The following is a 24934-nucleotide window of genomic DNA, read 5'->3' as shown; positions in this document are numbered from 1 at the left end:
ACCACCGTCGATTTCAGGAGGCGAGCGCGACCTCGCGGAAGCGGATCACCGACGAGTCGGCGCCGCGGTCGGCGCGGTCGTACGCGGCACGGATGGGGTTCACGGCCCGTCCGTTCGGCAGCACGACCTGAAGTCCCGCGTCGTCACGCGCCGTACGTCGTCGCGCGACCGCGCTCCAGTGTCCGCCGTCCGAGCGGACCAGGATCTCGCCGATCAGGCAGCCGAGACTCTGCAGGGTGAACTCGTCGCCCACGAAGCCCTCGTCGGAGCCGAGGTCGACGAACAGGCGTTCCACGTAGTCCAGGTCCTCTGCCACGTAGGTGATGGTGTGCCCGTAGATGTCGCGGATGCCCATCGCCATGGCTCCGGCCAGCAACGAGCCGGCGGCGGGGTCGGGCCGCCGCCGGCTCGTCGTGCGAGGGAACCGGAACATGCGGCTCACGGTAGCCCTCCGGTTCGAGCGGTTGCTCGCCCCAGTTCGAGTGCCCCCGCACCGGGGCACCGGCCGGTCCTCGCTATGCTGAGCGCGACGGCATGAGGCGGACCGTGACGCACATCCATCCAGTCCGATAGTAAAGTTCACCCGGGCGGCGAGAACAGCCGTCGGGACGAGGAGGCGCCGGTGGCGAAACGGACGCGGGCGACGGCGACCACCAGCACACTCGCGCGCGTGAACCAGACCGCCATCATCGAGGCGCTGCGCGAGTCGGGAGCCCTCTCGCGGCAGCAGCTCGGGGCACGGACCGGGCTGAGCCCCGCGACCATCAACCGGCTCACCGCATCCCTCATCGACGACGGCCTGGTCGTGGCAGCCGGGCAGGAGCCATCGACCGGAGGCCGCCCCTCGGTTCTCCTCCGGTACGCGGGAGGCTCTCGTCTGGTCGCCGCCATCCAGCTGCGGGCCGAGACCGTGACGGGCATCTTGGTCGACTTCGACGGCAAGATCGTCTTCCGCCGGTCGCTCGCACTCGGTCCCCGCGATCCCGCCGCCTCCGGCACCGACGAGGGCACGCCGGATCAGGACCGGCAGCTGCGCAAGGTCTTCCGGCTCTTCGACGACCTCATCGCGACCGCCGACTCCATGGGCACGCCGTGCCTCGCCGTCGGGATCGCGGTCCCCGGGGTCGTGCAGCAGCCCGATGGCGTGGTCGGCACGATGCCCGAGTTCGGCTGGACCGGGGTCCGGCTCGGTGCGCTGCTCCGCGAGCGGACCCCCCTCCCCGTCGTCGTGGAGAACGACGCGAACGCGCTGGCGTACGGCGAGCTGCACGGCGGCGCCGGCCGCGGACTCTCCAGCCTCGTCGCACTGTTCCTCGAGAACGGGCTCGGCGCCGGGATCGTCGCCAACGGCGAGCTGCACCGCGGGGCGCGGGCGGAGGCGGGCGAGATCGGCTACCTGCTGATGGAACGGTCGTCGCTCGAGCGCTCCTACGACGCCCGAGGCGACCTGGAGGACCGCATCGGCTCGCTCGCTCTCACCGAACGCGCACGCGAGCGGGGGATGCCCATCCCGCCGACCGGCACATTGACGGCCGAGGACGTGTTCGAGCTGGCGCGCGACGGCAATCCGGACGCCCAGGAGCTCGCGGACGAGATCCTCGACATGGTCGCGATCGCGGTCGCTGCGCTCGTGATCGTGCTCGACCCGGAGCTCGTGGTGGTGGGGAGCAGCTTCGTCGGCAGCGCGGATACCGTGATCCCGGGCATCCAGGAGCGGCTCCGCGGCCGCATCATCCGTGTGCCGCGCATCGAGCCGGCCACCCACAGGGAGGACGCGGTGCTGCTCGGCGCGGCGGAGCTGGCCGCCGCCGAGGTCAACGGTTTCGCCTACCTCGCCTTCTGACCCGCCGCCCCTGCGGGCGACATTCGTCACGAATGCGCGCTATCCGAGCCGCTGAGCGCTCATTCGTGACGAATGCGCTCCAGGGTCGCCTGCGCGATTTGCGCCAAATCGCGGTTATCGCCGCGCCAATACCGCGATTTGCTCCAAATCGTGAGCGTCGCCCCTCAGCGGCCCCATTCGTCACGAATGCGCGCTATCGGAGGCGCTAAGCGCTCATTCGTGACGAATGCACGCTCCGGGGTCGCCCGCGATTTGCGCCAAATCGCGGGTATGGCGCGGCGATAACCGCGATTTGGCGCAAATCTCGCGGGGCGGGTGTTGACACGGCGGGGGGAGGGGTCCTAGGTTTGGCGTACTTCTTCTCACTCCGATAGGAAAGAAGAAGCATCCCTTCAGTGACGCAGAGGAGCAGACGTGATCGTCGGAATCGACATCGGCGGCACCAAGACGCACGTGTGCGTCGAGGACGACGCCGGCGCCGCGCTCCTCGACCTCTCGGTCAAAACCGCCGACTGGCAGCACGGCGGCCACCTCCACTCCGAGGAGAACGTCCGCAGCCTGCTGGCGCTTCTGGATGCGGTGCCCGCCGCCGCGACCGCCCCTCTCGTCGTCGGCGCCCACGGCCTCGACAGCGAAGCCCAGACGCTCGCCTTCTCCGAGACGCTCGCCGAGCTCCACGAGGGCCCTGCGCTGGCGGTCAACGACGTCGAGCTGGTCGGCCCGGCCGCCGGCTTCGACGAGGCCATCGCCGTCATCGCGGGCACCGGCAGCAAGGTCGTCGGCCGCCGAGTGGATGGTTCGCTCGTGAGCGCGGGCGGCTACGGCTACATCCTCAACGACCCCGGCAGCGCCCCCTCCCTCGTCCGCGACGCCGTCCGCACCCTGTTCGACGCGGTCGACGAGGACGAGCCGCAGGACGTCCTGGCCGACGCGCTGTACGCCCACTTCGGCGTCACCGAGATCGTCGGCCTCTCGAACGCGCTCACCATCCGCCCTCGCGTCACCGCCTGGGGCGCCGCCGCTCCACTCGTCTTCGCCGCCGCCGACGCGGGAAGCGTCCGCGCCGCCCGCGTCATCGAGCACGCCGCCGACGAGCTGGCCCGGAGCGTCCAGCTGGTGCACCAGCGCGGCGCGGCAGGAACCGACGTGGTCTGCGCGGGCGGCGTGGTCAGCCACCAGCCCCGGCTCTTCGACGCCCTCGGCGAGCGCCTGCGCGCCCGCGGGCTCACCCACTCCATCCACCTGCTGGATGTCGCCCCGGTGCGCGGCGCACTCGCGCTCGCCCGGCGGCTCACGGAGGCGGCCACTGTCGTCCCCTTCGCACCATCGAACACACGGAGGAAGTCATGAGAACCACATCCACGGGGCGCCGGCGCGCTCTCGCGGGCATCGGCCTCGCGGCCACCGCGGCCCTCGCCCTCAGCGCGTGCAGCGTCACCGGCGCGGGAACGGCGTCGGGCGGCCAGGGCGACGGGACGGGCACGATCAACGCCCTGTTCATGAAGCAGGCGGGCTACTCGGAGACCGACATCAACACGATGATCAAGGACTTCGAGGCCAAGAACCCGAAGATCACCGTCAAGCCGACGTTCGTGGCGTACGAGGCACTTCACGACAAGATCGTCACGTCCGCCCCCGCGGGCACGTACGACGTCGTGCTCTCGGACGTCATCTGGCCGGCCGAGTTCGCCTCCAAGGGAATCATCACCGACGTGACAGCCAAGTTCCCGTCCAGCTGGAAGACCGACATGCTCGGCGGCGCGCTCTCCAGCGCCGAGTACAAGGGCAAGTACTACGGAGTGCCGTGGGGCCCCTCCACCAAGCTGTTCTTCTACAACAAGGACATGCTCGCCAAGGTCGGCGCCACCGGCGACGACGTGAAGACGTGGGATGGCGTGCTCGCCGTTGCGAAGAAGCTCAAGGATGCCGGGGTGGTGCAGTACCCGCTCGCGTGGAGCTGGGCGCAGGCCGAGGCACTGATCTGCGACTACGCCGTCATGCTCGGCGCCTACGGCGGTCAGTTCACCGACACCAGCGGAAAGCTCGACATCAACAAGGGCGCAGGAGTTCAGGCGCTCGAGTTCATGAAGAAGTCGATCGACGACGGTCTCACCGACCCGGCGTCGACGACCTTCCTCGAGGATGACACCGACAAGTCGATGGCCGCGGGCAAGACCGCGATGGAGCTGAACTGGGAGTCGACCTTCCGCGACCAGAACGACCCGGCGATCTCGAAGGTCGTCGGCCAGGTCGCGGTCACCTCTCCGCCGGCAGGCCCCAGCGGTGACAACCCGGGTGTGAACGGCTCGATGGCGCTCTCGATCGGCTCGAAGTCGAAGCACCAGGCCGCGGCGTGGAAGCTCATCGAGTACCTGACCAGCGAAGCGGTCCAGGACAAGTACACGAAGTCGTCGATGACCAACTGGAAGGCGAGCTACACCAAGCCGGAGATCACGAAGGCCAACCCCGAGGTCTTCGCGGCCGCGGGCACGGCGTACGACTCGATGATCCTGCGCCCGCCGGTGGCCAACTACAACACCGTGTCGCAGGCGCTCCAGGTCGAGATCCAGAACGCGCTGCTCGGCAAGAAGTCGCCGCAGCAGGCCCTGGACGACGCGGTCAAGGCCGCGAACGAGACCCAGGGATGACCGGCGTGTCGGTCGCCTCGGTCGAGACGGAGCGGCGCTCCCCCGCAACGGGTGGGCGCCGGAACCGCCGCAAGCGCGACAACCAGGGGAGGCTGGCCTTCTGGCTGCTCCTCCCTGCCGCCATCGCGGTGTTCGGAGTGATCGTCTACCCGATCCTCCGCACCCTCCTCATCTCGTTCTTCGAGGTGAACTCGGCTCTGGCGACCGACACACCGTTCGTGGGTCTGCAGAACTACGTCCACACACTCACCTCTCCCGGTTTCTGGGCGGCGATGGGACGGACGCTGTACTTCACCCTCGTCTCGACGGCCCTGGAGCTCGTCTTCGGTCTCATCGTCGCCGGCCTGCTGAACGCGAAACTCCGCGCCCGCTGGCTGTTCCGTGCCATCGTGATCATCCCGTGGGCGATCCCCACGATCGTCAATGCGGCGATGTGGAAGGGCATCTTCAACGCCCAGTACGGCTCGCTCAACGCCGCTCTGACGCAGCTCGGCCTCATCCACGAGTACCAGGCGTGGCTCGGCGACCCGACGCTCGCGCTGAACATGGTGATCCTCGCGGACGTGTGGAAGACGACCCCGCTGGTGGCCTTCTTCCTGCTCGCCGGGCTGACGTCCATCCCGGACGAGCTGTACGAGGCCGCCAAGCTCGACCGTGCCGACTGGTCGCGCATCTTCCGGTCCATCGTGCTGCCGATGCTGGTGCCGTCGATCTCGATCGTGCTGGTGCTCCGGACGGTGGAGGCGTTCAAGGTGTTCGACATCGTTTACGCCATGACCCGCGGCGGCCCGGTCAACGGCACGCAGACGGTCGCGTACTACGCCTACACGACCGCGTTCTCGGACCAGAACTTCGGCGTCGGCGCCGCCCTGTCGTACATCATCGTGCTGGTCATCCTCGTGCTGACCTTCATCTACCTGCGCATGCTGCGCCGATCCGAGATGAGCCTGCTGTGAAGCGCACCACTCGCAACTCGATCCTGCTCCACCTGGCGGCTCTCGTCGTCGCGACGGTGATCCTGCTGCCGTTCGGGTGGATGGTGATCGCCAGCGTCACCCCGCAGCGCGTGCTGATCAGCACACCGCTGCAGTGGATCCCGGACACTCTCGACTGGAGCAGGTACCAGCTGATCTTCCAGGGCGGGGCGGACAGCGTGGGTGCGACGTTCCGCGCCGCGCTCGCCAACACGACGATCGTGGCGGTCGGCACGGTCGCGGTCTCGATGGTGGTCGGGATCCTGGGTGCGTACGCGTTCGCGCGGCTGCGCTTCCGGTTCCGTCAGGCGGTCCTCATCCTGTTCCTGGCGACATACATGCTGCCGCAGATCGCGCTGCTGATCCCGCTGTACCTCATCCTGAACTCGCTGGGGCTGCTGGACACCGTCACCGGCCTGATCATCGTCGACTGCTCGCTCGTCATCCCGTTCGTGCTCTGGATCCTCAGCAACTACTTCCTCACCATCCCGGAGGAGCTGGAGGAGGCCGCACGGATCGACGGTGCGTCCCGCCTGGGCGCACTGTTCCGCGTGGTGCTCCCGGCAGCGCGGCCGGGCATCTTCGCGGCGATCATGTTCGCCTTCCTGCTGGCCTGGGACGAGTTCATGTACGCGCTGATCTTCACCTCCTCGAACGCGGCAAAGACCCTTCCCGTCGCCATCAGCGAGTTCGCCGGCCGGTACACCACCGACTTCGGGCTCGTGGCCGCGGGCGGCATCCTCGCCGCGATCCCTCCGATCGTCGTCGCGATGATCTTCCAGCGTTACGTCGTCAGCGGCATGGCCGCGGGCGCCGTCAAGGGCTGACCGACCGCGACCGACCGCCACCCCGCAATCCCAACCGTAAGGACACCATGGAACCCACAGCCTCGTTCGTCGACGCCATGCGCGCACAGCCGGAGAACCTCGCCCTCGCACGGGAGACCGTACGGCGCGACCTCGCCGCAGCCGCCCTCTCCCCGTGGGGTGCGGAGGACAGCGCGGCGGTCATCGCGATGGGCGCGTCGCTCAACTCGGCGCACACCCTCGTCGCGGCCCTCGCGGCGGCCGGGCGGCCGGCGGCCTCCTTCGTCGCCTCGGACGTGGCCGACGGCCTCTCGGTCGTGCGCGCCGACCACAGCATCGTCGTGTCCGAGTCGGGCCGGAGCCCCGAGCCGCTCGCCGCCGCACGCACCCTGGCGCCGGGCTCGCGCATCGGCATCAGCAACTTCCCCGAGCAGCCCATCAAGGACGAGGTGGATGCGGTGCTCGGCCTCGGCGGCTTCCCCGACTCCCCGGTGTACACCGGGGGCTTCACGGCGACGATCCTCGCCTACGCCTTGCTGCTCGACTCCGTCGGCGCGCTCGACGCCGCGGCGGAGGCCGACCGCATCCCCTCGCGCGCAGCCGAAGCGCTGCGGGACTACGCCGAGATCGCGGAGACGGTGGGCCGCGTGCTCGCCGGCGCCACCACGATCGACGTGGTGGGACGCGGTGGATCGCTGACCGCCGCCTCGGAGCTGTCGCTCATGATCCGGGAGGGCCTGCGTACGCCGAGCACCGCGTTCGAGACGTTCCAGTACCTGCACGGGCCGATGGAGGTGCTGTCCGAGGATGACGCACTGGTGGTGTTCGGCGACGGGCGCGAGCTCAGCATCCCCTCGTCCGTGCTCGACGCCGGAGTACGGGTGGTGCTCGTGACCTCGGGTGACCCGGCGGAGGTCCCGGGCGCCGGGCACGCCGGCCTGACCATCGTGCGGCTGCCCTCCGGTCTCGGCGTCTTCGAGCGCGCGGTGGTCGAGACGGTCATCGGCCAGCTCGCCATTGCCGCCGCGATCCAGCACAAGCCGTACGCCCTCGAGGACTTCCTCTACCACCAGGACGACACCAAGCTGCCGGTGCGCTGACCCAGCGCGGGCACTGTCGGTATCGCATCTCATCATGCGATGCAAGGCCCCCGCCTCCGGATTGACCTTGAAGCCGAATGACGGTCAGATGGACGCATGATAGCTCTCATCGTTATTCTGCTCGTGATCTGGGCGGTGCTCGCCATCCTCGGCTTCGCCATCAAGGGACTGCTGTGGCTCGCCATCCTCGGCCTGGTGTTCTTCGTGATCACCCTGATCGTCGGATTCATCCGCCGGCGCGGCAGCAGGGTCTGACCCGCCCCCCAGAACGCAGAAGCGGCGGTGTGCCTTCGGGCGCACCGCCGCTTTCGTTCGTTGTGGCGCATCGCTGGTTCCGGCAGCCGCGCTGAAATCAACTGGGGGGGCTGCGCTTCCTAGGGTTCGCCTAGGAAGTGGGTTTTCTCGCGTTCCCTTTTGCCGGCCGTTCGGGGACGACCCATGTACCGGCAACGAAGAGTCCGAGCACTGTGATTCCCACAATTACCGAAACCCACAGCGAGTCACCGCGAGCCACCGTGGCGGCTAAAGCGAGCGCCGCCACGTACGCCCCTCCCGCAATCGCTAGGTGCCAATTCGCTCGCGACCCAGCGGGCACGATGCCGCGCGAACGTGTCAGGCGGTCAAGGATGATGCCCAGCACCACGACAACGAGTGACACCAGGCCACTCATCCGCAACGGTAGTGCCGCAAATGCGATCACCGACGATGCGGTGAGCACGCCGACCGGTAAGAAGTACCAAAACGCTCGCGGAGGTTTCTGAATCATGTCGCGCGCCCTGTGAGTAGAGAAACACCTTCCACCACGTAAGACGAAAACTCGCCCAAATCATGACGCGGCACGAACAATCCGCCGTCACACGAGTACGCGCTTTCGTGATCCGGGGTGATCAATCCCATCCGCCGAAGCTGTTGGACTTACCGGCCCAGACAGACGAATGTGGAGTCATGGCTTACGTTGCGAATCCCTCCCGCTATGACGACATGCTCTACCGCCGCACCGGCCGCAGTGGCCTCGACCTCCCGGCGCTCTCCCTCGGCCTGTGGCACAACTTCGGCGACGACCGTCCGTTCGAGACGCAGCGGGCGATCGTCCGCCGCGCCTTCGATCTCGGCATCACCCACTTCGACCTGGCCAACAACTACGGGCCGCCGTACGGGGCCGCCGAGATCAACTTCGGGCGCATCCTGAAGGAGGACCTCGCGCCGTACCGCGACGAGATCATCGTCTCCAGCAAAGCCGGATGGGACATGTGGCCCGGCCCGTACGGTCAGGGAGGCGGCAGCCGCAAGTACGTGCTGGCCAGCCTGGACCAGTCGCTCGGCCGCCTGGGGCTCGACTACGTCGACATCTTCTACTCGCACCGGCCCGATCCGTCCACGCCGCTGGAGGAGACCATGCGCGCCCTCGACACGGCCGTCCGCTCGGGCAAGGCGCTCTACGTCGGGATCTCGTCCTACAGTCCCGAAGAGACACGGCGCGCCGCTGAGATCCTGAACGACCTCGGCACGCCGCTCCTCATCCACCAGCCGTCGTACAACATGCTCAACCGCTGGATCGAGAACGAAGGTCTGCTCGACACGGCGTCGGAACTCGGCGTCGGAGTGATCGGGTTCACGGCGCTCGCCCAGGGCATGCTGACGGACAAGTACCTCAACGGCATCCCGGAGGGGTCGCGGGCTCGCGCGGGCGATTCGTTCGACGCCGACTGGCTCACCGAGGACGCGGTCGACCGCCTGCGCGCGCTCAACGAGATCGCCGAGGCGCGCGGTCAGTCGCTCGCGCAGCTGGCCCTGGCCTGGGCACTCCGGGACGAGCGCGTCACGTCGCTCGTCATCGGCGCGAGCCGCGTGGAGCAGCTGGAACAGAACGTCGCCGCCCTCGGCAACCTCGACTTCACCCCGGAGGAACTCGCCGCCATCGACGAGTACGCGGTCGAGGCGGGCGTCGACCTCTGGGCGGGTGCCCGGCGCGGCGAGGTCTGACCCGCCCGGCACGAGCGGCGCGGGCGGGCACGACTGTGAGTTTCCGTAGTGCTCGCCCACGCGTCGCCCAGGGTTGTCTGGTTGTCTGGACGGTGTTCCCGCCCGACGACTAGAAGCTGTAGACATGACCCTCCTCGTCGCACCGGACATCCGGGCGGGCCGCCCGCTTCGCTCGGTGCGGCCGTGGACGATTGCGCTCGCTTTCGGGCTCATCGCGACCGTGCTGTGCGCGACGGCGAGCTGGATCCCCTCGCTCTGGGGCGACGAGGCGGCGACTCTCCTCTCGGCCAAGCGTCCCGTCGGCAGCCTGCTCACAATGCTGACGCACGTGGACGCGGTCCACGGGCTCTACTACCTCTTCATGCACGGCTGGATCCGGGTCGCCGGCGAGAGCGCCTTCGCCCTGCGGCTGCCGAGTGCTCTGGCGGTCGGTGCGGCCGTGGCCGCGGTGACGCTCATCGCCGGACGCCGGGACAGCCCCCGCGCGGCGATCATCGCCGGCGTCGTCGCGTCCGTCCTCCCCCGGCTGACCTACGCCGGGGAGGAGGCGCGATCATACGCGTTCACCGCCGCCGCGGCGGCCTGGCTGACGCTCCTGCTGGTGTGGATGATCGACGGGGGCGGCAGGCGGCTCACGCCATCGGCACGCCGAACCGCGTGGATCGCCTACGGCGCCGGGATGGCCGTGGCGTCGTACCTCTTCCTCTACTTCGCGACGCTGCTGGTCGCGCACGGCGTCATCCTGCTGGCGACCCGCGCCTCCCGGAACACGCTCCGGGCCTGGGCGATGTGCGCGGCAGGAAGCGTCATCGCCGTGCTGCCGCTGGCCGCCATCGCCTACCTGGAGCGCGGGCAGATCCGCTACTTGGGGGAGACCCCGGACGACCCGTCGATCTGGTACTACTTCCTCTGGTTCGGGATGCCGTGGGTGGCTGTCCCGGCCTGGGCGCTCATCGCATTCGGCCTCTGGCCGGCCTGGAAGCGCTGGCGCACACGCGCATCCCGGCCCTTCGTCGTCGGCCCGCGGGCTCCCTCCACCCGCCTCGTCGCAGCCACGTGGCTGTTCCTGCCGACCGGCCTGATGCTGCTCGTGAACCTGGCCTACCCCATGTACACGGGCCGATACTCCACGTTCGCCGCGCCGGCGGCCGCCCTGCTCGTCGCCGAGGGCCTCCGGGTGCTGGGTCGCTCCCTCGGTCGCGACGCGCGGCGGGCGCGTGCCGCGACCACGATCGCCACGGTGGTCTTGGTCGCGCTGTGCGCGCCGGTGTACGTGCTGCAGCGGGGGCCGTATGCGAAGAACGACAGCGACTGGGCGGAGGTCAGTGCCGCCGTGGGGGCGAACGCCACCCCAGGGGATGCCGTGGTGTTCGATCAGGCCGCCAAGCCGTCTCAGCGACCGAATCTGGCGCTGCGCACCTACCCGGACGGGTTCCGCGGGCTGCGGAACGTCACCCTGCGCACTCCGTACGACCGGAACACCTGGTGGGGGGATCGCGCCTACTCGGTCTCCGCCGCTGCCGAACGCGGACGGTTCGACGGAGTGGAACGCGTCTGGGTGATCGAGGTCGTGACCGAGGGCGTCCAGGATTCCTGGGGCCTCGCCGAGCTGCGGGAGGCCGGCTTCGACGAGACGGGCCGCATCATCCCGACCCACCGCAGCGTCATCATCGAGCTGACGCGCTGACGCGCTGACGCGCTCCGCCCGGACGAGGCGTCAGGCCGCGTCCACCGGCTCGATGAGCTGCGGGCCGTCGTCGCCGGTCTTGAACGGCGCGACCCGATCGAACCGCAGGGTCTCGGCTTCGGCGACGCCGGCGCGCACCGCCTCGTCGACGAGCGCCTGGTCGCCCACGATCGACGGGTCGATCCAGTGCTGCCACATGTCCTCGGGAAGGATCACCGGGTTGCGGTCGTGGATGTCCGCGAGGGTCTGCACCGCGTCCGAGGTCAGGATGGTGGCTGTCAGCACCCAGCGATCCGGGTCGTCGTCGGCCTTCGTCTTGTCACGCCACCACGAGTAGAGACCGGCGAAGCCCATCAGCCGGCCCTCCGGGTACCGGATGAAGTAGGGAGTCTTGCTGCCCTTAGGCCCCTGCCACTCGTAGTAGCCGCGGGCGAGGACGATCGCGCGGTGGGATTGCACGGGTTTGCGCCAGGTGGACTTCTGGGCGATGTCTTCGGCGCGAGCGTTGAACGTCGGGAACTTCGGCTTCAGGGTCTCGGACCACGACGGCACGAGCGACCAGTGCGCGCGCTCGAACCGGAGCTCCCGGGTCTTCTCCGAGTCGATCAGCACCGGGATGTCGTCGGTGGGGGCGATGTTGTAGTCGGCCTCCCAGTCGGCGCGCCACTCCTCGGGGCGCCGCCCGGTCTGCTCCACGAACTCCGTGATCTCAGCGTTGACCTTGTCGTCCATCGCGAACCTGCCGCACATGCCGCCAGCATAGGCGCGGCCACCGACACGGTAGGGCGTCGAGCCAGATTCCCCCCCAAATGCGGGTGACGCGAAGGTAACAAAGCGATGTATTCTCACTTTTGTCGGTAGGTGAGGAACAGTCATTTTAAGCACCGGACCTTACCCATCCACGTCACCCGAAAGCACCACCCGACCCAGGGGATCGATCGTGAACCCGTTTTCGCCGTGCCGGACGCACCCGGCCCTCAACCCCATCCGAACCGGGGGCGTCCGGCGCGAGCGGGAGCACGGCGATCCCCTTCGGCACGGAGCCGGCGGCGGTGAGACCGTTCGAGACCACGGTTTCCCCCCAGCCGCCGTCGGCTCTTCCGTGGGACCGTCGTGACATCCGTCTCGGTCGTCGTACCGACCTACAACGAGGCGCTCAACATCCCTGAGCTGTTCGCGCGCATCGCGGCGGCGGTCGAAGAGCTCGACGCTGAGATCGTGGTCGTCGACGACTCGTCGGACGACACCCCGGCCGTCGTCGAGCGGGAAGCCGCGACGCTCGGAATGCCGGTCCGCCTCATCCACCGCGACGAACCGGTCGGCGGCCTCTCCGGGGCTGTCATCGCCGGGCTCGAGTCGAGCGACCGCGACTGGTGCGTGGTCATGGACGGCGACCTGCAGCATCCCCCGGAGCTCATCCCCACCCTGCTCGCCACCGGCGAGCAGACCGAGGCCGACGTCGTGGTCGCCTCGCGGCACGTCGCCGGCGGCTCGACGGGCGGGCTGGACAACTGGCTGCGGCACACCGTGTCCGGGGTGTCGACCGTGCTCACCCGGGCGATGTTCCCCGTCAAGCTGCGCAACTGCTCCGATCCGATGACCGGCTTCTTCGCCCTCCGGCGGGCGTCCGTCCCGACGGACAACCTGCGCCCCCGGGGCTTCAAAATCCTCCTCGAGATCCTCGCGAGGAACGCGCTCACCGTCGTCGAGGAGCCCTTCGTCTTCGGCAAGCGCTTCGCCGGGGAGTCGAAGGCGGATTTCAAGCAGGGCTTCCGCTTCCTGCTCCAGCTGACCGCGCTGCGCTTCGGCCGGCTCTCCGCCTTCGCCGTCATCGGCGCCCTGGGCGCCATCCTGAACCTGCTGATCATGGCGGGCCTGCTCTCGCTGGGCACGTGGTACCTGGCGGCAGCGATCGTGGCCGCCGTGGTCACGATCATCGGCAACTTCCTGCTGCAGGAGCGGTTCGTGTTCCACGACCTGCGCGGTGAGGGCCGGAGCGTGTGGTTGCGGTTCGGGCAATCGTTCGCCTTCAACGGCAGCGAGACCCTCCTGCGCACCGCCCTGCTCTGGTTGATCGTCGAGGTGACGTTCGTCCCGAGCCTGTTCGCCCAGGCGGGCTTGCTCGCGCTCGGATTCATCGCACGATTCGCCTACCACTCACGGATCGTCTACCGCCCGCGCCGCACGACGCGGGTGAGTCCCCTTCTCACGGACGCGTCGGCTCCCGACGTGCCGGCACCCCTCCCGGACCCCGGGTCCGCTTCTTGACCTGTGACCCCCCTCTCGGGGGTGAGAGCGAGACGAAAAAGCGATGTATTCTCATTTTACGAGAGATGAGCAACAGTCACTTTCTCGGGTGAAGTTCTCCCCTCTCTCATCCTGTCAACCCGACTCGCAGGAGCCCACCGTGAATCCGCACACCCCGACGCCGACGCAGTTCGGCCGGCGACCGCAGGTGCTGATCCAGCCCGCGGCGGGTGACGGGCGCGTGACGTCGGCATCGCGGGGGGCGCACGCATGACCACCGTCAAGCCGCGCACCCACGTCGCGCCACACTTCTGGCCGTTCCCCTCTCGCACCGCGACGGCCGCGGCCTCCGGCACCGCAGGGGTCTCCGGACGGCGCTGGGCGCGGCGCTACCGGTCCCGGCTGTTCGTGACCGACGCGCTCATCGTCGTGATCACGACCTTCGCTGCGCAGTTCGTCCGCTTCGGCTTCGACTCCATCACGGTTCCCGACACCTCCGGCATCGACTACTTCTTCCTTTCGCTGACCATCGCGCTCGTCTGGCTGGCGGCGCTCTCCAGCTACCACACCCGCGATCCGCGGGTTGTCGGGATCGGCGTGAGCGAGTACAAGCGCGTCGTCAGCGCCAGCGCGACCACGTGGGGCGTGCTCGCCATCGCCCTCCTGATCGCGAAGATCGACGTCGCCCGCGGCTACTTCGTGCTGACCCTCCCGCTCGGGATCGTCGGCCTGCTCCTGGGCCGCTGGATCTGGCGCAAGTGGCTCATCCGGCAGCGGATGGCCGACCACTACCTCTCCCGCGCGATCGTCGTCGGAGATGCCGAGGACGTCGACTACGTCGTCACGCAGATCCGGGCGAACTCGGGAGCCGCGTACAGCGTGGTCGGAGCGGCCATCGACGGACACGGCACGGCGCGGCCGGAGACCACCGCCTCCTCCGCGGTCCCGGTCGTCAGCGACCTCGACGGGATCTCGAAAGCAGCGACCGGCCTCGAGGCCGACACCGTGATCGTCGCGGGACGCCCCGCCGGGAAGTCGGACTTCGTCCGGCAGCTCGCCTGGCAGCTCGAGGGCACCGCGACCGACCTGGTCCTCGCGTCGCGCCTGACGGACGTCGCGGGACCGCGCATCCACTTCCGCCCCGTCGAGGGTCTCCCGCTCATCCACGTCGAGATCCCGCAGTTCGAGGGCGGCCGTCACGTGCTCAAGCGCGCGTTCGACGTGACCGCATCGGGCATCGCGCTCCTGCTCCTCTCCCCGCTGTTCGTCCTGCTCGCGATCGGCGTGCGGATGGACAGCTCCGGCCCGGCGTTCTTCCACCAGGAACGCGTCGGGCGCAACGGAGACACGTTCCGGATGCACAAGTTCCGGTCGATGACCGTCTCCGCCGAGTACGACCGCGCCGCCCTGCTCGCGTCGAACGAAGGGTCCGGGCTGCTCTTCAAGATCCGCGAGGACCCGCGTGTCACCCGCTTCGGGCGCTTCCTGCGCAAGCACTCGCTCGACGAGCTGCCCCAGCTGTGGAACATCTTCGTCGGCGACATGAGCCTCGTCGGCCCCCGGCCTCCCCTGCAGACCGAGGTGGACGCGTACGAGCGTCACGTGCACCGCCGGCTGTACATCAAGCCCGGCCTGACCGGGCTGTGGCAGGTCAACGGCCGCTCCGACCTGTCGTGGGAGGAGAGCGTCCGCCTCGACCTCTATTACGTCGAGAACTGGTCGCTCACCGGCGACCTCGTCATCCTGTGGCGGACCGTCCGCGTGATGCTCGACTCGACGGGAGCCTACTGATGAGAATCGCGATGCTCGGCACGCGCGGCGTCCCGGCCGCCTACGGCGGGTTCGAGACGGCCGTCGAGGAGATCGGCGCGCGGCTGGCCGAGCGGGGCCACGAGGTCACGGTGTACTGCCGGCGCGGCAAGGGAGCGGCCGCCGTTTCCCGCGAGTACCGCGGGATGCGGCTCGTCGTCCTCCCGGCCATCCGGACCAAGTCGCTCGAAACGCTCAGCCACACCGCGCTCTCGGTCAACCACGTCGCCTTCTCGAAGAAGTACGACGCCGCCTTCGTCTTCAACGCGGCGAACGCGCCCTTCCTCCCGGTGCTCCGGATGCGCGGCACCCCGGTCGCCCTCCACGTCGACGGCCTGGAGTGGAAGCGCGGCAAGTGGGGCGGACGCGCGCGCGCCTACTACCGCTGGGCCGAGCAGACGGCGATCCGGACGGCGGACGCCCTCATTGCCGACGCTCAGGGGATCGCCGACTACTACACGCACCAGTTCGGCGTCGCGACCGAACTCCTGACCTATGGGGCGCCCATCCTGCGCCACGCTCCGTCCGACGCCCTGGCGGGACTGGACCTCGAGCCGGGCGGCTACCACCTCGTCGTCGCACGGATGGAACCCGAGAACCACGTCGACATGATCGTCGAGGGCTATCGCCTGTCGAAAGCCACGAAGCCGCTCGTCGTCGTCGGATCGGCGCCGTACGGAGCCGAGTACACCTCCCTCGTCCGGCGGATCGCGGGACACGACGAGCGCGTCCGCTTCCTGGGCGGCGTCTACGACCAGCGCGTCCTCGACCAGCTGTACGCACACGCGCTGACCTACGTGCACGGCCACTCGGTGGGCGGCACCAACCCGTCGCTGCTCCGGGCCATGGGTGCGGGAACGGCCGTCGTCGCCTACGACGTCACCTTCAACCGGGAGGTGCTGGGCGCGGACGGCGTGTTCTTCGCGGACGCGACCGAGGCCGGCGCACGGATCGCGTCGCTCGAGGAGCGCCCGGCGGACGCCGTCGTGATCGGCGACCGCCTGCGCGACCGGGCCGAGAAGACCTACGACTGGGAGATCGTCGCCGCCGGGTATGAGGCCCTCGCCGAGAAGCTCCGCGCGGGACACAGCACGCGCGCCCGCCTGCGTCGTTCCGCCGAGGAGTGGCCGGACGCATCGCGCCCGGACGACCGCGAGATGGAGCTGCTATGACCGCCGCAGAGGGCAGTGTCCCGTCCGGTCGCCCGCGCTACCTCGACGTGGTCCGCGACCTCGCGGCGGCGCAGAAGGCGAAGGCCGCCGGCGCACCGCCGTACTCGATCCACGTGAACCGGCCGGCCGGCCGGCTGATCGCCGCCGCCGCTTTCCGGGCGGGTCTGACGCCGAACGCCGTGACGGCCATCAGCGCCGTTTTCACCTTCTCCGGCATCGCGCTGATCGCCTTCGTCCCGCCGACCTGGTGGCTGGGCGTCCTGACCTGGCTGCTCCTCGCCGTCGGCTACGCGTTCGACTCGGCCGACGGCCAGCTCGCGCGGCTGCGCGGCGGTGGGTCGTTCGCCGGCGAGTGGCTCGACCACGTGATCGACTGCGTCAAGATCTCGTCGCTGCACCTGGCGGTCCTGATCACCGCGTACCTCCACTTCGGTCTGCCGTCGGCCGCCCTGCTGCTCGTTCCGCTCGTGTTCGCAATCATCGCGGCGGCGGAGTTCTTCACGATGATCCTGAACGATCAGCTGAAGCGGGTCGCGGCCGCGGGCACCCGGACACCGCCCGCGACCTCCGGCGGCCGCCGATCCCTGCTCCGTTCGGTGCTGCTCGCGCCAACGGACTACGGCATCCTCTGCCTCATCTTCCTGACGCTGGGCGCGCCGCCGGTCTTCTTCGTCATCTACAGCCTGATGTTCCTGGGCAACCTCGGTCACTTCGCTCTCGCGCTGGTCAAATGGTTCGGCGACATGCGTGCCCTGGATGCGGCAAAGTCCGCCGAGGCAAGGTCTGCGCGATGACCGGCGATCTCTCGAGCCTGCCCGGTGCTCTCGCAGGGACCCGCGTGCTCCTCGCGCACCCCAGCGGCGAGATGTACGGGTCCGACCGGATGCTGCTGGAGACGGTGAGCGGTCTGGTCGACGCGCGCGCCGAGGTGACCCTGGCGCTCGCTGCCGACGGACCGCTGGCCACCGAGGCCCGCGACAGAGGAGCGACGGTCGTGGTCTGCGAGTCTCCGGTGCTGCGCAAGAGCATGCTCAGCGTCCGGGGCATGGCGCGCCTGATCGCGACGACCGTGCGCGGAGTCCGCGCCGGCCGTCGGCTGCTGCGTACCGTGCGGCCCGATGTGGTGCTCGTGAACACCCTGACCATCCCCCTGTGGACCGTCCTCCCCCGTTTCGCCGGCCTCGGCCGCGCCCGGCCCCGCGTGATCTGCCACGTGCACGAGGCCGAGGGCAAGGCATCCCGCGTCATCGGCTGGATGCTGGTCACGCCGCTCCGGTTCGCCGACGGCGTCCTCGCGAACAGCCGGTACAGCATCGACGTCCTGCGGCGGTCGTCGGCGAAGGTCGCGGACCGTGCCGTCCTCATCGACAACGGCGTCGCCGGGCCCGCCCAGCCGCACCGCGCGCGGACCGCCATCGACGGGCCGGTCCGACTCCTCTATATAGGGCGCCTCTCCGAGCGGAAGGGCGTCGACCTGGCGGTGGAGGCCGTCCGGCTGCTCCGCGCCCGCGGCTGCGAGGCGACGCTCGAGATCGCCGGGGCGGTGTTCCCCGGGTACGAATGGTTCGAGGCGTCGCTGCGCGAGCAGATCCGCCGCGACAACCTCCAGGACGCGGTACGGCTGCACGGCTTCTCGGACGACGTCTGGAGCCTGATCGAGCGGGCCGACATCGTGGTCGTGCCGTCCCGGTTCGATGAGCCGTTCGGCAACACCGCGGTCGAGGCGATCCTCGGAGGACGCCCCGTGATCGTCAGCGACACCTCCGGCCTCCGCGAGGCGGCGGAGGGCTACGCCTCGGCGCGGTTCGTCCCCGCCGGTGACGCCGGGGCGATCGCCGACGCGACCACGTACCTCATCGACCGCTGGCCGGGCGTGCGCGAGCGCGCCTGGGCCGATCGCGCCCGCGCCGAGGCGCGCCACAGTCCTGCCGCCTACCGCCGGCGCATCGCGACCTCCGTCCGCTCAATGGTGCGCGGGCGGGGTTTGACCGACAACGACCGAACGGACGTGCCACCGACCGGCACGCGCCCCGATCTCGGGGCAGACAGCGGGACTGAGCGGAGATTAGTGTGAACACACAAGGCGGGAGGTGGGGGTCATCATGGATCTGCACGAATACCTGACAGCGTTGCGGACGCGATGGATCACCATCGTGCTCCTGGGGATCATAGGAGCTGTGCTCGGCTACGCGTACGCCACCACCATCCCGAGCCAGTACCGCGCGACGAGCAGTGTCTTCCTGTCGGCGGGCGAGGGCAGCACGACGAGCGAGCTCGTCCAGGGCTCGACCTTCACCCAGAGCCTGGTGCAGAGCTACGCCCAGCTCGCGACCCAGCCCATCGTGCTCATCCCGGTCATCCAGGACCTGGGGCTGGATGAGACCCCCGCCGGGCTGGCGTCCTCCATCACCGCAGATGCTCCGCTGAACACCGTGATCATCGAGATCAGTGCGACGGAGACGTCGGCCAAGAAGGCGGCCGAGATCGCGAACGCCGTCACCGGATCGCTCGCGAACGCGGCCAAGACGATCTCGCCGACCGCGGCCAACGGCAAGCCGTCGATCACCATGACACTGGTGGCGCACGCCCAGGTGCCGACGCATCCCGTCGCGCCCAACGTGCGACTGCTCATCATCACCGGAGCCGTGCTCGGCCTCGTCGCCGGGATCGTGTACGCCCTGGGCCGGGCGCTGCTCGACACTCGCATCCGCGGCGAACGGGACGTGAAGCGGTCCGGAGCAGGCCCCCTGATCGGACTGGTCCCGAGGCGGCGCCGGTCGGAGCCGCACGGCCTCGCGATGCTGGCCGTCCCCCACGGCGCGGCAGCCGACGGGTACCGCCGCATCCGCTCCAACCTCGAGTTCGCCGACGTGGACCACCGCATCTCGTCCCTGATCGTCACCTCGGCGATGCCGGGCGAGGGCAAGACCACCACTACCATCAACCTCGCCCTCGCGATCGCGGAGCGCGAGCGCCGCGTGCTCATCATCGACGCCGACCTGCATCGTCCCGCCGTCGCCGAGTACTGCGGCGTCGAGGGCGCGGTGGGCCTGACGACCGTGCTGGTGGGGGATGTGGACGTCCACACGGCGATCCGCCAGTGGGCGCCGGGTGTCGACGTGCTCCCGTCGGGCGTCTGCCCGGCGAACCCGAACCAGGTGCTCGCCTCGAACGCGATGGCCACGCTCCTCGCCGAGCTCAAGCAGGAGTACGACTTCATCATCGTGGACACTCCGCCGCTGCTCCCCAGCTCGGACGCGCTCACCCTCGCTCACCTGACCGAGGCGGTGATGCTGGTGACGATGTACAACTACGCGCACCGCGGCCAGCTGTTCCGGGCCTACACCGCGCTGCTCGACGTGAAGGCGACCGTCATCGGCGTCGTGCTCAACAACAGCCCGCGCAGCCGCGCGGAGTCCTACTACGTGGCAGAGGAGCCGAAGCCGCGGCGACCGTGGTGGCGTCCATCGCGTACGACGGCGACCGGCGCGCCCACCGCCCACGAGCACCGCCCGGTGCTGGACGTCGACCACGAACTCGTCGCCGCCGGACCGGCAGAGGGCGACCGCGACGGGTCCGAGCCCGACGACTCCACCCAGCGCCGGCTGCGCGCCGTCGCTCGCGGCGACTGGGATGCCGCGGCCGAGGAGGACGCAGCAGACGAAGCGGGAGATCCCGACGAGCAGGACGAGACGGACGACCACGACGGCTCGAAGGACTCCGGACGACGGGCCGGAGGCTACGCGCGGGCGTCCGGCAACGGCTGACGCCGTGACCCGCATCTCGGGCGAGCGTGCGCGCCTCTACGAGTCGGTGCGGTCGGCGCACCTGGAGCGAGCGAGCGAGCTCGAGCCCGCCGCCATCCTGTACCGGCAGAGACGCTACGACTTCGACGAGTCGGCGACGGTGGGTCTGGAGCTGATCCGCGCGTCGCCGCTCGCGGCGGCGTGGCTGCTCGCCCGCTCGAAGGTGCGTGTGCTCGAGATCAACGAGCCGCTGCAATCGTCCAGTGCTCCGGCGACGGCGCTCGCGCTGTCCGCCCTCGGACTCGCGCGCATCGTCGGCCGGCCCCGTACGACCGTCGTGTGCTACGCCATCGAGAACGCCGACCCGCGCTCGTTCCCCGTGGGCCGCCGGATGCGCTCGCGCGTCCGCCGCGCCGCAGAGTCGTTCCTGTCGCGGCGCGTCTGGTCGCGCGTCGACCGGATCGCGTACGGGACCTCCCAGTCGCGGGCCCTCTACGAGTCGGCCCTCCCCTCGCACCGCCGGCCCCTCGCGTCCGAGGTCATCCCGGCCCTTCCCGCGCCACTGCCGGGAGCAGACACGGCGGCTCGCGATGCTGCCGCGGTGGTCTTCCTGGGCGCGCTCGTCGAGCGGAAGGGCTTCCCGATCGTCGCGGCGGCGTGGGAGCACGTCCGCTCGCGGCGGCCGGACGCCCGGCTCACCATCCTGGGCAAGGGCGCCCTGTACGTTCAGGCGGATCAGCTGGCCCGCCAGGACCCGACGGTCACCTTCCGCCCCGACCCGCCGCGGGACGTCATCCGCGACACCCTCCTCGCCGCGCACGTGCTGACACTGCCCTCGCAGCCACGGCCCGACTGGCGCGAACAGGTGGGGCTCCCCATCGTCGAGGGGCTCGCCGCGGGCTGCGCGATCGTCACCACGACCGAGACGGGCCTCGCGGACTGGCTCACCGCCAACGGGCACCGCGCACTCCCGGTGCCGACGGATCCGGTCGGGCTCGCGGACGCCATCGTCGAGGCTCTGGACGACCCCCGCTCAGCCGCGGAGATCGTCGCAGTGCTACCGGCGCTCGACGGCCGGCTGGCCGCCGACCAGTGGCTGTTCGGAACGGCGCCGAAGCTCCTCGCGGACAAGCCGCCGGCCGTCGCGGACGCCTCGCCAGCCGGCGACCAGCGGGGCGGCTGAGCGCAGGAACTGCCTCCTGCCGCCCTGCAGCAGGATCTCCCACGACACGCGGACGGTCGCGCGGCGCCAGGCTCGCAGGTCGGAATCCGGCAGGTGGCGGCTGGCGAACAGCAGCCGATTCCGGATGTTGTAGTAGTAGTACACGGACGACTTCGGCTCCCCTGCGGACTGCGCGCCCGCCTGCCGTCCGTCCGTGCCCTGGGTGCCCCCTTCGGCGTGCACCGCGGTGGCGTCCGCGAGCACCTCGAGCCGTCCACCGGCCGCGCGAACGCGGTGCGACAGGTCCACGTCCTCCCAGTACAGGAAGTAGCCGGGGTCGAATCCGTCGATGGCGTCCCAGAGGGCGGCGGTGAGCATCAGGCAGGCGCCGCTCAGCCATTCCTCCCGCCGCGCCCCCGGGAAGTCCCCGCGCCGCCGCGCCGACCGGATGCGTCCGTCGGCCAGGTAGAGGTCCGATCCCGCGGACCACACGCTGCCGTCGGGCCGGAGGACGGTCGGAGCGGCCAGCACGAAGGGATCGTCGGAGCAGCGGGCCTGAAGGCGCGCGATGGCGTCGGGCTCGATGGACGCATCCGGATTCAGCAGGAGGAACGTCGCGGCGCCCAGGGAGCGCGCGCGCTCGGCGCCTGCGTTCATCCCGGCCCCGAAGCCGATGTTCTCCTCCGGCGTCACCAGGGACCAGCCCGCCTCGGCGGCGAGCGCCGCGATGGCCGCGCGCTCGGCGGCCGTCGAGTAGCTGTCGACCACCACAGTGACGGCGTCCTCGAGCTGCGCCGTCAAGGGCAGCAGCGTGCGCCGGAGCAGGTCGCTGGAACCGAAGTTCACCACGATGACCGCCAGTGTTCCGCCCGCCGAATGGTTCACGCGCCCTCCGAGTGCCGACTCCGCGGGGTCCCTCGTGCTGGGGCTGAGACCGGGCGGAAGTGTGAGCTACGCTCAGTATCGCACGGATGATCACACGCGTTCGGAAGGGGAGACGATGCCGGCAACGCGGCACCCGATCGCGGTCACGATCGCCGTCCCGACGTACCACCGTCCGGATGATCTCGCCGAACTCCTGCCGATGCTGATGGACCAGGCCGCGCGGGCGGATCCCGCGCGGTACGCGGCCTCGGTCCTGGTCGTCGACAACGATCCCGACGCGAGCGGCCGAGCGGTCGTCCAGAGCGTCGGCGGCGGCCGCATCCGCTATGTCGTGGAGCCGGAGCCCGGCATCTCGGCGGTGCGGAACCGGGCGATGGATGAGGCCGCCGCCGGGCTGATCGCCTACATCGACGACGACGAGCGACCGAACGACGTCTGGCTGCAGGATCTGCTCGACACCTGGAGCGCGTCCGGCGCGGCAGCCGTCTCGGGCCGTGTGGTCGCGGCGTTCGCGGGCGAGCTCGATCCGTGGCTGGAGGCGGGATCCTTCTTCCGCCGCCGCAGCATGCCGACCGGCACCTCCATCGATCTCGCCGCCGCCGGCAACCTGCTCCTCGACCTCGACCAGGTGCTCCCGACCGGCCTCCGATTCGCAACGGACCTCGGGCTGACCGGCGGCGAGGACACCCTGCTGAGCCGGCAGCTGCACGCGGCCGGGCTCCAGCTGATCTGGTGCGACACCTCCATCGTCACCGACATGGTCCCCCGCAGCAGGATGACGAGACGCTGGGTGCTCACCCGGGCCTGGAGTCACGGCAACACCACCACCGTCGTGGCCGTGCGTCTCGCGACGTCTCCCGCGCGCCGGCTGTGGGTGCGCGCGAGGCAGACGATCGGCGGCGTTGCGCGCATCGTCGCGGGGCTCGGCCGGTTCGCGGTCGGTCTGCTCCTGCGCTCCGATCGTCACCAGGCCCGCGGCCTGCGGATGGCGTTCCGGGGCGCGGGCTTCGTCTCCGGGGCTTTCGGGCTCGTCTATGCCGAGTACGCGCGACCGGCGGCCGCCTGATGGGCCTCGCTCAATCGCTCCGGGGAGCGGCGCGCCGGGCCGGCCGGGTGACCGGCTCCCTCGTGCGCGTGCAGACCGACCGTCCCGAACTCGTGCTGACCTACGACGACGGTCCCGACGAAGAGACGACCGCGCCCATCCTGGACGCCCTGGAGCGGCATGGAGCCACCGCGACCTTCTTCGTCCTGCTCACCCGGGTGCGCGAGCAGCCGGAGTTACTGCACGAGATCGTCGCCCGGGGCCACGAGATCGGCCTGCACGGCACGGACCACCGTCGGATGACCACCATCGGCCGTCGCGAGGCGCGCGCCCGGCTGGCCGGCGGCCGGGCCGAGCTGGAGCGTGCGGCCGGAACGCCGATCCGCTGGTACCGGCCGCCCTACGGCGCGCAGACGCTGTGGACGTGGCAGGCGGCTCGCGCGGCGGGACTGACGCCGGTGCTGTGGGGGCCCAGCCTCCACGACTGGAAGGACCTCACCACCGAGCAGCGGCTCGCCTCGGCACGCACGGGCGCACGGCCCGGCGCCATCGTGCTGGGGCACGACGGCTTCGCGTCCGAACGCGACGGGGTGTCCGACGGACCGCGCCCGGAATTCGACCGCGGAGAGTTCGCCGAGCAGGTGCTCACGCAGTACGACGGCCTCGGGCTGGCGTGCCGGTCACTCGGTGACGTGCTCGCGCACGGCACTCCGGTGCTCGAGGGCCGCTTCCGGCGCTGACCCGCGGCCGCGCGCGAGGGCGACAGCACGGCGGTACGCATCGCGGTGGAGCGCTCCGGTCTGCTCCCAGCCGCGCCGGCTCAGGTCCGGGCGCCCGTCGTGCGGCCGACCGGCCGAACGGACAGCCGCTTCGATGTCGTCCGCGGTCAGCGGCCCCTCGTAGCGGAGCACCCACTCCGGACCGACCTCGGCCGCCAGCGAATCGTTCGAGGGCGTTGCGGGGACCAGCACCGGCCGGTCGAGCGAGAGAGCGCTGAGCACGCCGCCCGAGTTGTGCATCTCCGAGTACGGCAGCACGACCAGTTCGGCGGCAGTGGCGACCTCCACCAGCTCGGCGTCGGTGAGGAAGGCGAAGGCGACGGAGACCCGCGGATCCTCGGATGCGATGGCGCGGATGGAGTCGGCCAGCTCCTCGCTGGACGGCTTGCCTGCGACCGTGAGCCGGAGGGGACCCTCGGCCCCGCGGAACGCCCGCAGCAGCCCATCCACGTTCTTGTAGCGGCGGATGAGGCCGAAGAAGGCGAGCGCCCCCCGCTGTGGCGAGCGCCGGGCGAAGGGGGCGAACCAGTCGCGGTAGTGCCCGTGCAGGATGGTCTCGTAGGCCTGACCGGCAGCCATCGGCGTCGTGTCGTTCAGCCGGACGCGCAGGGTCGTCCAGCGGTCGAACGTGCGCAGGATCGCCGTCTGGGACCGGCTCAGGTCCCGCGGCAGCTCCAGGTTGTGCACCGTCCGGACGATGGGTGTGCGCATCAGCCGCAACCGCAGCAGCAGCAGGACGGTGAAGAGCTGCCGGACGGCGGTCTTGACCGGGGAGCGTCCGGAGACCAGGATCTCCGGCCAGTGCGCGTGGAAGACGTCGTAACGGCCCAGCAGCGCACGCTTCCAGGTGAAGGTGCTCATCGCGATTCCGGGCTCGCTCTGGAGGCTGCGGGCCAGCATGACGATGTACGGGTTGGTCGTCGGGCGGGGGGTGGGGAAGGACTGGAGCACGCGGATCGGGCGTGCCTGGCCGTCGGTCATCGTCGCTCCCTTTCGATTCGGTATGGCGTTCTGCGCCCGCCGCCCGACGCGGCGGGCGCAGAACGTG

21 protein-coding genes and 1 pseudogene are annotated in these 24934 nt (G+C 70.1%); 18 read left to right on the top strand and 4 right to left on the bottom strand.

All coding sequences use genetic code 11. The features are described from left to right. Positions 1-13 precede the first annotated feature (13 nt). The gene (locus P3F85_RS01440) at positions 14-433 is read right to left on the bottom strand and encodes a hypothetical protein (RefSeq protein WP_374009491.1); all 420 of its coding nucleotides are present in this window, start codon (positions 431-433) and stop codon (positions 14-16) included. A gap of 189 nt (positions 434-622) precedes the next feature. Between P3F85_RS01440 and P3F85_RS01435 the strand changes: the two genes are divergently transcribed. The 9 genes from P3F85_RS01435 to P3F85_RS01395 all read left to right on the top strand — a co-directional run bounded on the left by P3F85_RS01435 (position 623) and on the right by P3F85_RS01395 (position 11041). Further along, positions 623-1843 carry an ROK family protein gene (locus tag P3F85_RS01435; RefSeq protein ID WP_374009490.1) on the top strand — a complete coding sequence of 407 codons (1221 nt, stop codon included), beginning with the start codon at positions 623-625 and terminating at the stop codon, positions 1841-1843. Between the two features lie 414 nt (positions 1844-2257). After that, positions 2258-3193 carry an N-acetylglucosamine kinase gene (locus P3F85_RS01430; RefSeq protein WP_374009489.1) on the top strand — a complete coding sequence of 312 codons (936 nt, stop codon included), beginning with the start codon at positions 2258-2260 and terminating at the stop codon, positions 3191-3193. Continuing rightward, positions 3190-4491 (top strand): extracellular solute-binding protein, encoded by a 1302-nt coding sequence (locus P3F85_RS01425; RefSeq protein WP_374009488.1) that lies wholly within the window; start codon positions 3190-3192, stop codon positions 4489-4491. Before P3F85_RS01430 ends, P3F85_RS01425 begins: the two co-directional genes overlap by 4 nt. Then, the gene (locus P3F85_RS01420) at positions 4488-5447 is read left to right on the top strand and encodes a carbohydrate ABC transporter permease (RefSeq protein ID WP_374009487.1); all 960 of its coding nucleotides are present in this window, start codon (positions 4488-4490) and stop codon (positions 5445-5447) included. Before P3F85_RS01425 ends, P3F85_RS01420 begins: the two co-directional genes overlap by 4 nt. Beyond that, on the top strand, positions 5444-6292 hold the full coding sequence (locus P3F85_RS01415; RefSeq protein WP_374009486.1) for a carbohydrate ABC transporter permease: 849 nt from the start codon (positions 5444-5446) through the stop codon (positions 6290-6292). Before P3F85_RS01420 ends, P3F85_RS01415 begins: the two co-directional genes overlap by 4 nt. 47 nt (positions 6293-6339) lie before the next feature. Further along, positions 6340-7371 (top strand): SIS domain-containing protein, encoded by a 1032-nt coding sequence (locus P3F85_RS01410; RefSeq protein WP_374009485.1) that lies wholly within the window; start codon positions 6340-6342, stop codon positions 7369-7371. Between the two features lie 96 nt (positions 7372-7467). Next, positions 7468-7626 (top strand): hypothetical protein, encoded by a 159-nt coding sequence (locus P3F85_RS01405; RefSeq protein WP_374009484.1) that lies wholly within the window; start codon positions 7468-7470, stop codon positions 7624-7626. A 690-nt stretch (positions 7627-8316) separates the two neighbouring features. After that, positions 8317-9354 carry an L-glyceraldehyde 3-phosphate reductase gene (gene mgrA / locus P3F85_RS01400; RefSeq protein ID WP_374009483.1) on the top strand — a complete coding sequence of 346 codons (1038 nt, stop codon included), beginning with the start codon at positions 8317-8319 and terminating at the stop codon, positions 9352-9354. Positions 9355-9478: 124 nt separating this feature from the next. Next, complete coding sequence (locus P3F85_RS01395) at positions 9479-11041, top strand: hypothetical protein (protein ID WP_374009482.1); 1563 nt, start codon at positions 9479-9481, stop codon at positions 11039-11041. Positions 11042-11071: 30 nt separating this feature from the next. Here P3F85_RS01395 and P3F85_RS01390 read toward each other — a convergent pair whose 3' ends face one another. Further along, complete coding sequence (locus P3F85_RS01390) at positions 11072-11791, bottom strand: SOS response-associated peptidase (RefSeq protein WP_374009481.1); 720 nt, start codon at positions 11789-11791, stop codon at positions 11072-11074. Positions 11792-12154: 363 nt separating this feature from the next. On the opposite strand from P3F85_RS01390, the gene P3F85_RS01385 reads away from it, so the two are divergent. The 7 genes and pseudogenes from P3F85_RS01385 to P3F85_RS01355 all read left to right on the top strand — a co-directional run. Then, the gene (locus P3F85_RS01385) at positions 12155-13309 is read left to right on the top strand and encodes a glycosyltransferase (protein ID WP_374009480.1); all 1155 of its coding nucleotides are present in this window, start codon (positions 12155-12157) and stop codon (positions 13307-13309) included. A gap of 249 nt (positions 13310-13558) precedes the next feature. Continuing rightward, on the top strand, positions 13559-15079 hold the full coding sequence (locus P3F85_RS01380) for a sugar transferase (protein ID WP_374009479.1): 1521 nt from the start codon (positions 13559-13561) through the stop codon (positions 15077-15079). Between the two features lie 11 nt (positions 15080-15090). After that, entirely contained in the window at positions 15091-16269 is a 1179-nt protein-coding gene (locus tag P3F85_RS01375; protein ID WP_374009478.1) for a DUF1972 domain-containing protein, read from the top strand. Beyond that, the gene (locus tag P3F85_RS01370; protein WP_374009477.1) at positions 16266-17063 is read left to right on the top strand and encodes a CDP-alcohol phosphatidyltransferase family protein; all 798 of its coding nucleotides are present in this window, start codon (positions 16266-16268) and stop codon (positions 17061-17063) included. The genes P3F85_RS01375 and P3F85_RS01370 overlap by 4 nt, the downstream gene beginning before the upstream one ends. Continuing rightward, positions 17060-18343: a glycosyltransferase gene (locus tag P3F85_RS01365; protein WP_374009476.1), complete on the top strand. Its 1284-nt coding sequence runs from the start codon at positions 17060-17062 to the stop codon at positions 18341-18343. Before P3F85_RS01370 ends, P3F85_RS01365 begins: the two co-directional genes overlap by 4 nt. A gap of 28 nt (positions 18344-18371) precedes the next feature. Next, entirely contained in the window at positions 18372-20036 is a 1665-nt protein-coding gene (locus tag P3F85_RS01360) for a polysaccharide biosynthesis tyrosine autokinase (RefSeq protein WP_374009475.1), read from the top strand. A 370-nt stretch (positions 20037-20406) separates the two neighbouring features. After that, positions 20407-21000: pseudogene (locus tag P3F85_RS01355) on the top strand (glycosyltransferase); the annotation flags it as partial. A 72-nt stretch (positions 21001-21072) separates the two neighbouring features. On the opposite strand, the gene P3F85_RS01350 reads toward P3F85_RS01355, so the two are convergent. After that, positions 21073-22062: a glycosyltransferase family 2 protein gene (locus P3F85_RS01350; protein ID WP_374009474.1), complete on the bottom strand. Its 990-nt coding sequence runs from the start codon at positions 22060-22062 to the stop codon at positions 21073-21075. A gap of 115 nt (positions 22063-22177) precedes the next feature. Between P3F85_RS01350 and P3F85_RS01345 the strand changes: the two genes are divergently transcribed. Together P3F85_RS01345 and P3F85_RS01340 are read left to right on the top strand one after the other, a co-directional pair. After that, positions 22178-23128 (top strand): glycosyltransferase family 2 protein, encoded by a 951-nt coding sequence (locus P3F85_RS01345; protein ID WP_374009473.1) that lies wholly within the window; start codon positions 22178-22180, stop codon positions 23126-23128. Further along, entirely contained in the window at positions 23128-23847 is a 720-nt protein-coding gene (locus tag P3F85_RS01340; RefSeq protein WP_374009472.1) for a polysaccharide deacetylase family protein, read from the top strand. The genes P3F85_RS01345 and P3F85_RS01340 overlap by 1 nt, the downstream gene beginning before the upstream one ends. Here P3F85_RS01340 and P3F85_RS01335 read toward each other — a convergent pair. Beyond that, positions 23788-24867, bottom strand: coding sequence for a glycosyl transferase (locus tag P3F85_RS01335; RefSeq protein ID WP_374009471.1), 1080 nt, complete (start codon positions 24865-24867; stop codon positions 23788-23790). The two genes, P3F85_RS01340 and P3F85_RS01335, sit on opposite strands and share 60 nt — an antisense overlap. Positions 24868-24934 lie beyond the last annotated feature (67 nt).

The sequence above is a fragment of the Leifsonia sp. T36S-04 genome (assembly GCF_042465655.1).
Lineage (GTDB): Bacteria > Actinomycetota > Actinomycetes > Actinomycetales > Microbacteriaceae > Leifsonia.
This window is presented reverse-complemented; position numbering and strand designations above follow the sequence as displayed.

What these genes read in the sequence shown, in the direction of transcription:
- P3F85_RS01345 (WP_374009473.1), top strand. Translation starts at nt 22,178, where the DNA reads ATGCCGGCAACGCGGCACCCGATCGCGGTCACGATCGCCGTCCCGACG.
- P3F85_RS01395 (WP_374009482.1), top strand. Translation starts at nt 9,479, where the DNA reads ATGACCCTCCTCGTCGCACCGGACATCCGGGCGGGCCGCCCGCTTCGC.
- mgrA (WP_374009483.1), top strand. Translation starts at nt 8,317, where the DNA reads ATGGCTTACGTTGCGAATCCCTCCCGCTATGACGACATGCTCTACCGC.
- P3F85_RS01405 (WP_374009484.1), top strand. Translation starts at nt 7,468, where the DNA reads ATGATAGCTCTCATCGTTATTCTGCTCGTGATCTGGGCGGTGCTCGCC.
- P3F85_RS01410 (WP_374009485.1), top strand. Translation starts at nt 6,340, where the DNA reads ATGGAACCCACAGCCTCGTTCGTCGACGCCATGCGCGCACAGCCGGAG.
- P3F85_RS01370 (WP_374009477.1), top strand. Translation starts at nt 16,266, where the DNA reads ATGACCGCCGCAGAGGGCAGTGTCCCGTCCGGTCGCCCGCGCTACCTC.
- P3F85_RS01420 (WP_374009487.1), top strand. Translation starts at nt 4,488, where the DNA reads ATGACCGGCGTGTCGGTCGCCTCGGTCGAGACGGAGCGGCGCTCCCCC.
- P3F85_RS01380 (WP_374009479.1), top strand. Translation starts at nt 13,559, where the DNA reads ATGACCACCGTCAAGCCGCGCACCCACGTCGCGCCACACTTCTGGCCG.
- P3F85_RS01365 (WP_374009476.1), top strand. Translation starts at nt 17,060, where the DNA reads ATGACCGGCGATCTCTCGAGCCTGCCCGGTGCTCTCGCAGGGACCCGC.
- P3F85_RS01340 (WP_374009472.1), top strand. Translation starts at nt 23,128, where the DNA reads ATGGGCCTCGCTCAATCGCTCCGGGGAGCGGCGCGCCGGGCCGGCCGG.
- P3F85_RS01375 (WP_374009478.1), top strand. Translation starts at nt 15,091, where the DNA reads ATGCTCGGCACGCGCGGCGTCCCGGCCGCCTACGGCGGGTTCGAGACG.
- P3F85_RS01335 (WP_374009471.1), bottom strand. Translation starts at nt 24,867, where the DNA reads ATGACCGACGGCCAGGCACGCCCGATCCGCGTGCTCCAGTCCTTCCCC.
- P3F85_RS01425 (WP_374009488.1), top strand. Translation starts at nt 3,190, where the DNA reads ATGAGAACCACATCCACGGGGCGCCGGCGCGCTCTCGCGGGCATCGGC.
- P3F85_RS01390 (WP_374009481.1), bottom strand. Translation starts at nt 11,791, where the DNA reads ATGTGCGGCAGGTTCGCGATGGACGACAAGGTCAACGCTGAGATCACG.
- P3F85_RS01360 (WP_374009475.1), top strand. Translation starts at nt 18,372, where the DNA reads ATGGATCTGCACGAATACCTGACAGCGTTGCGGACGCGATGGATCACC.
- P3F85_RS01440 (WP_374009491.1), bottom strand. Translation starts at nt 433, where the DNA reads ATGTTCCGGTTCCCTCGCACGACGAGCCGGCGGCGGCCCGACCCCGCC.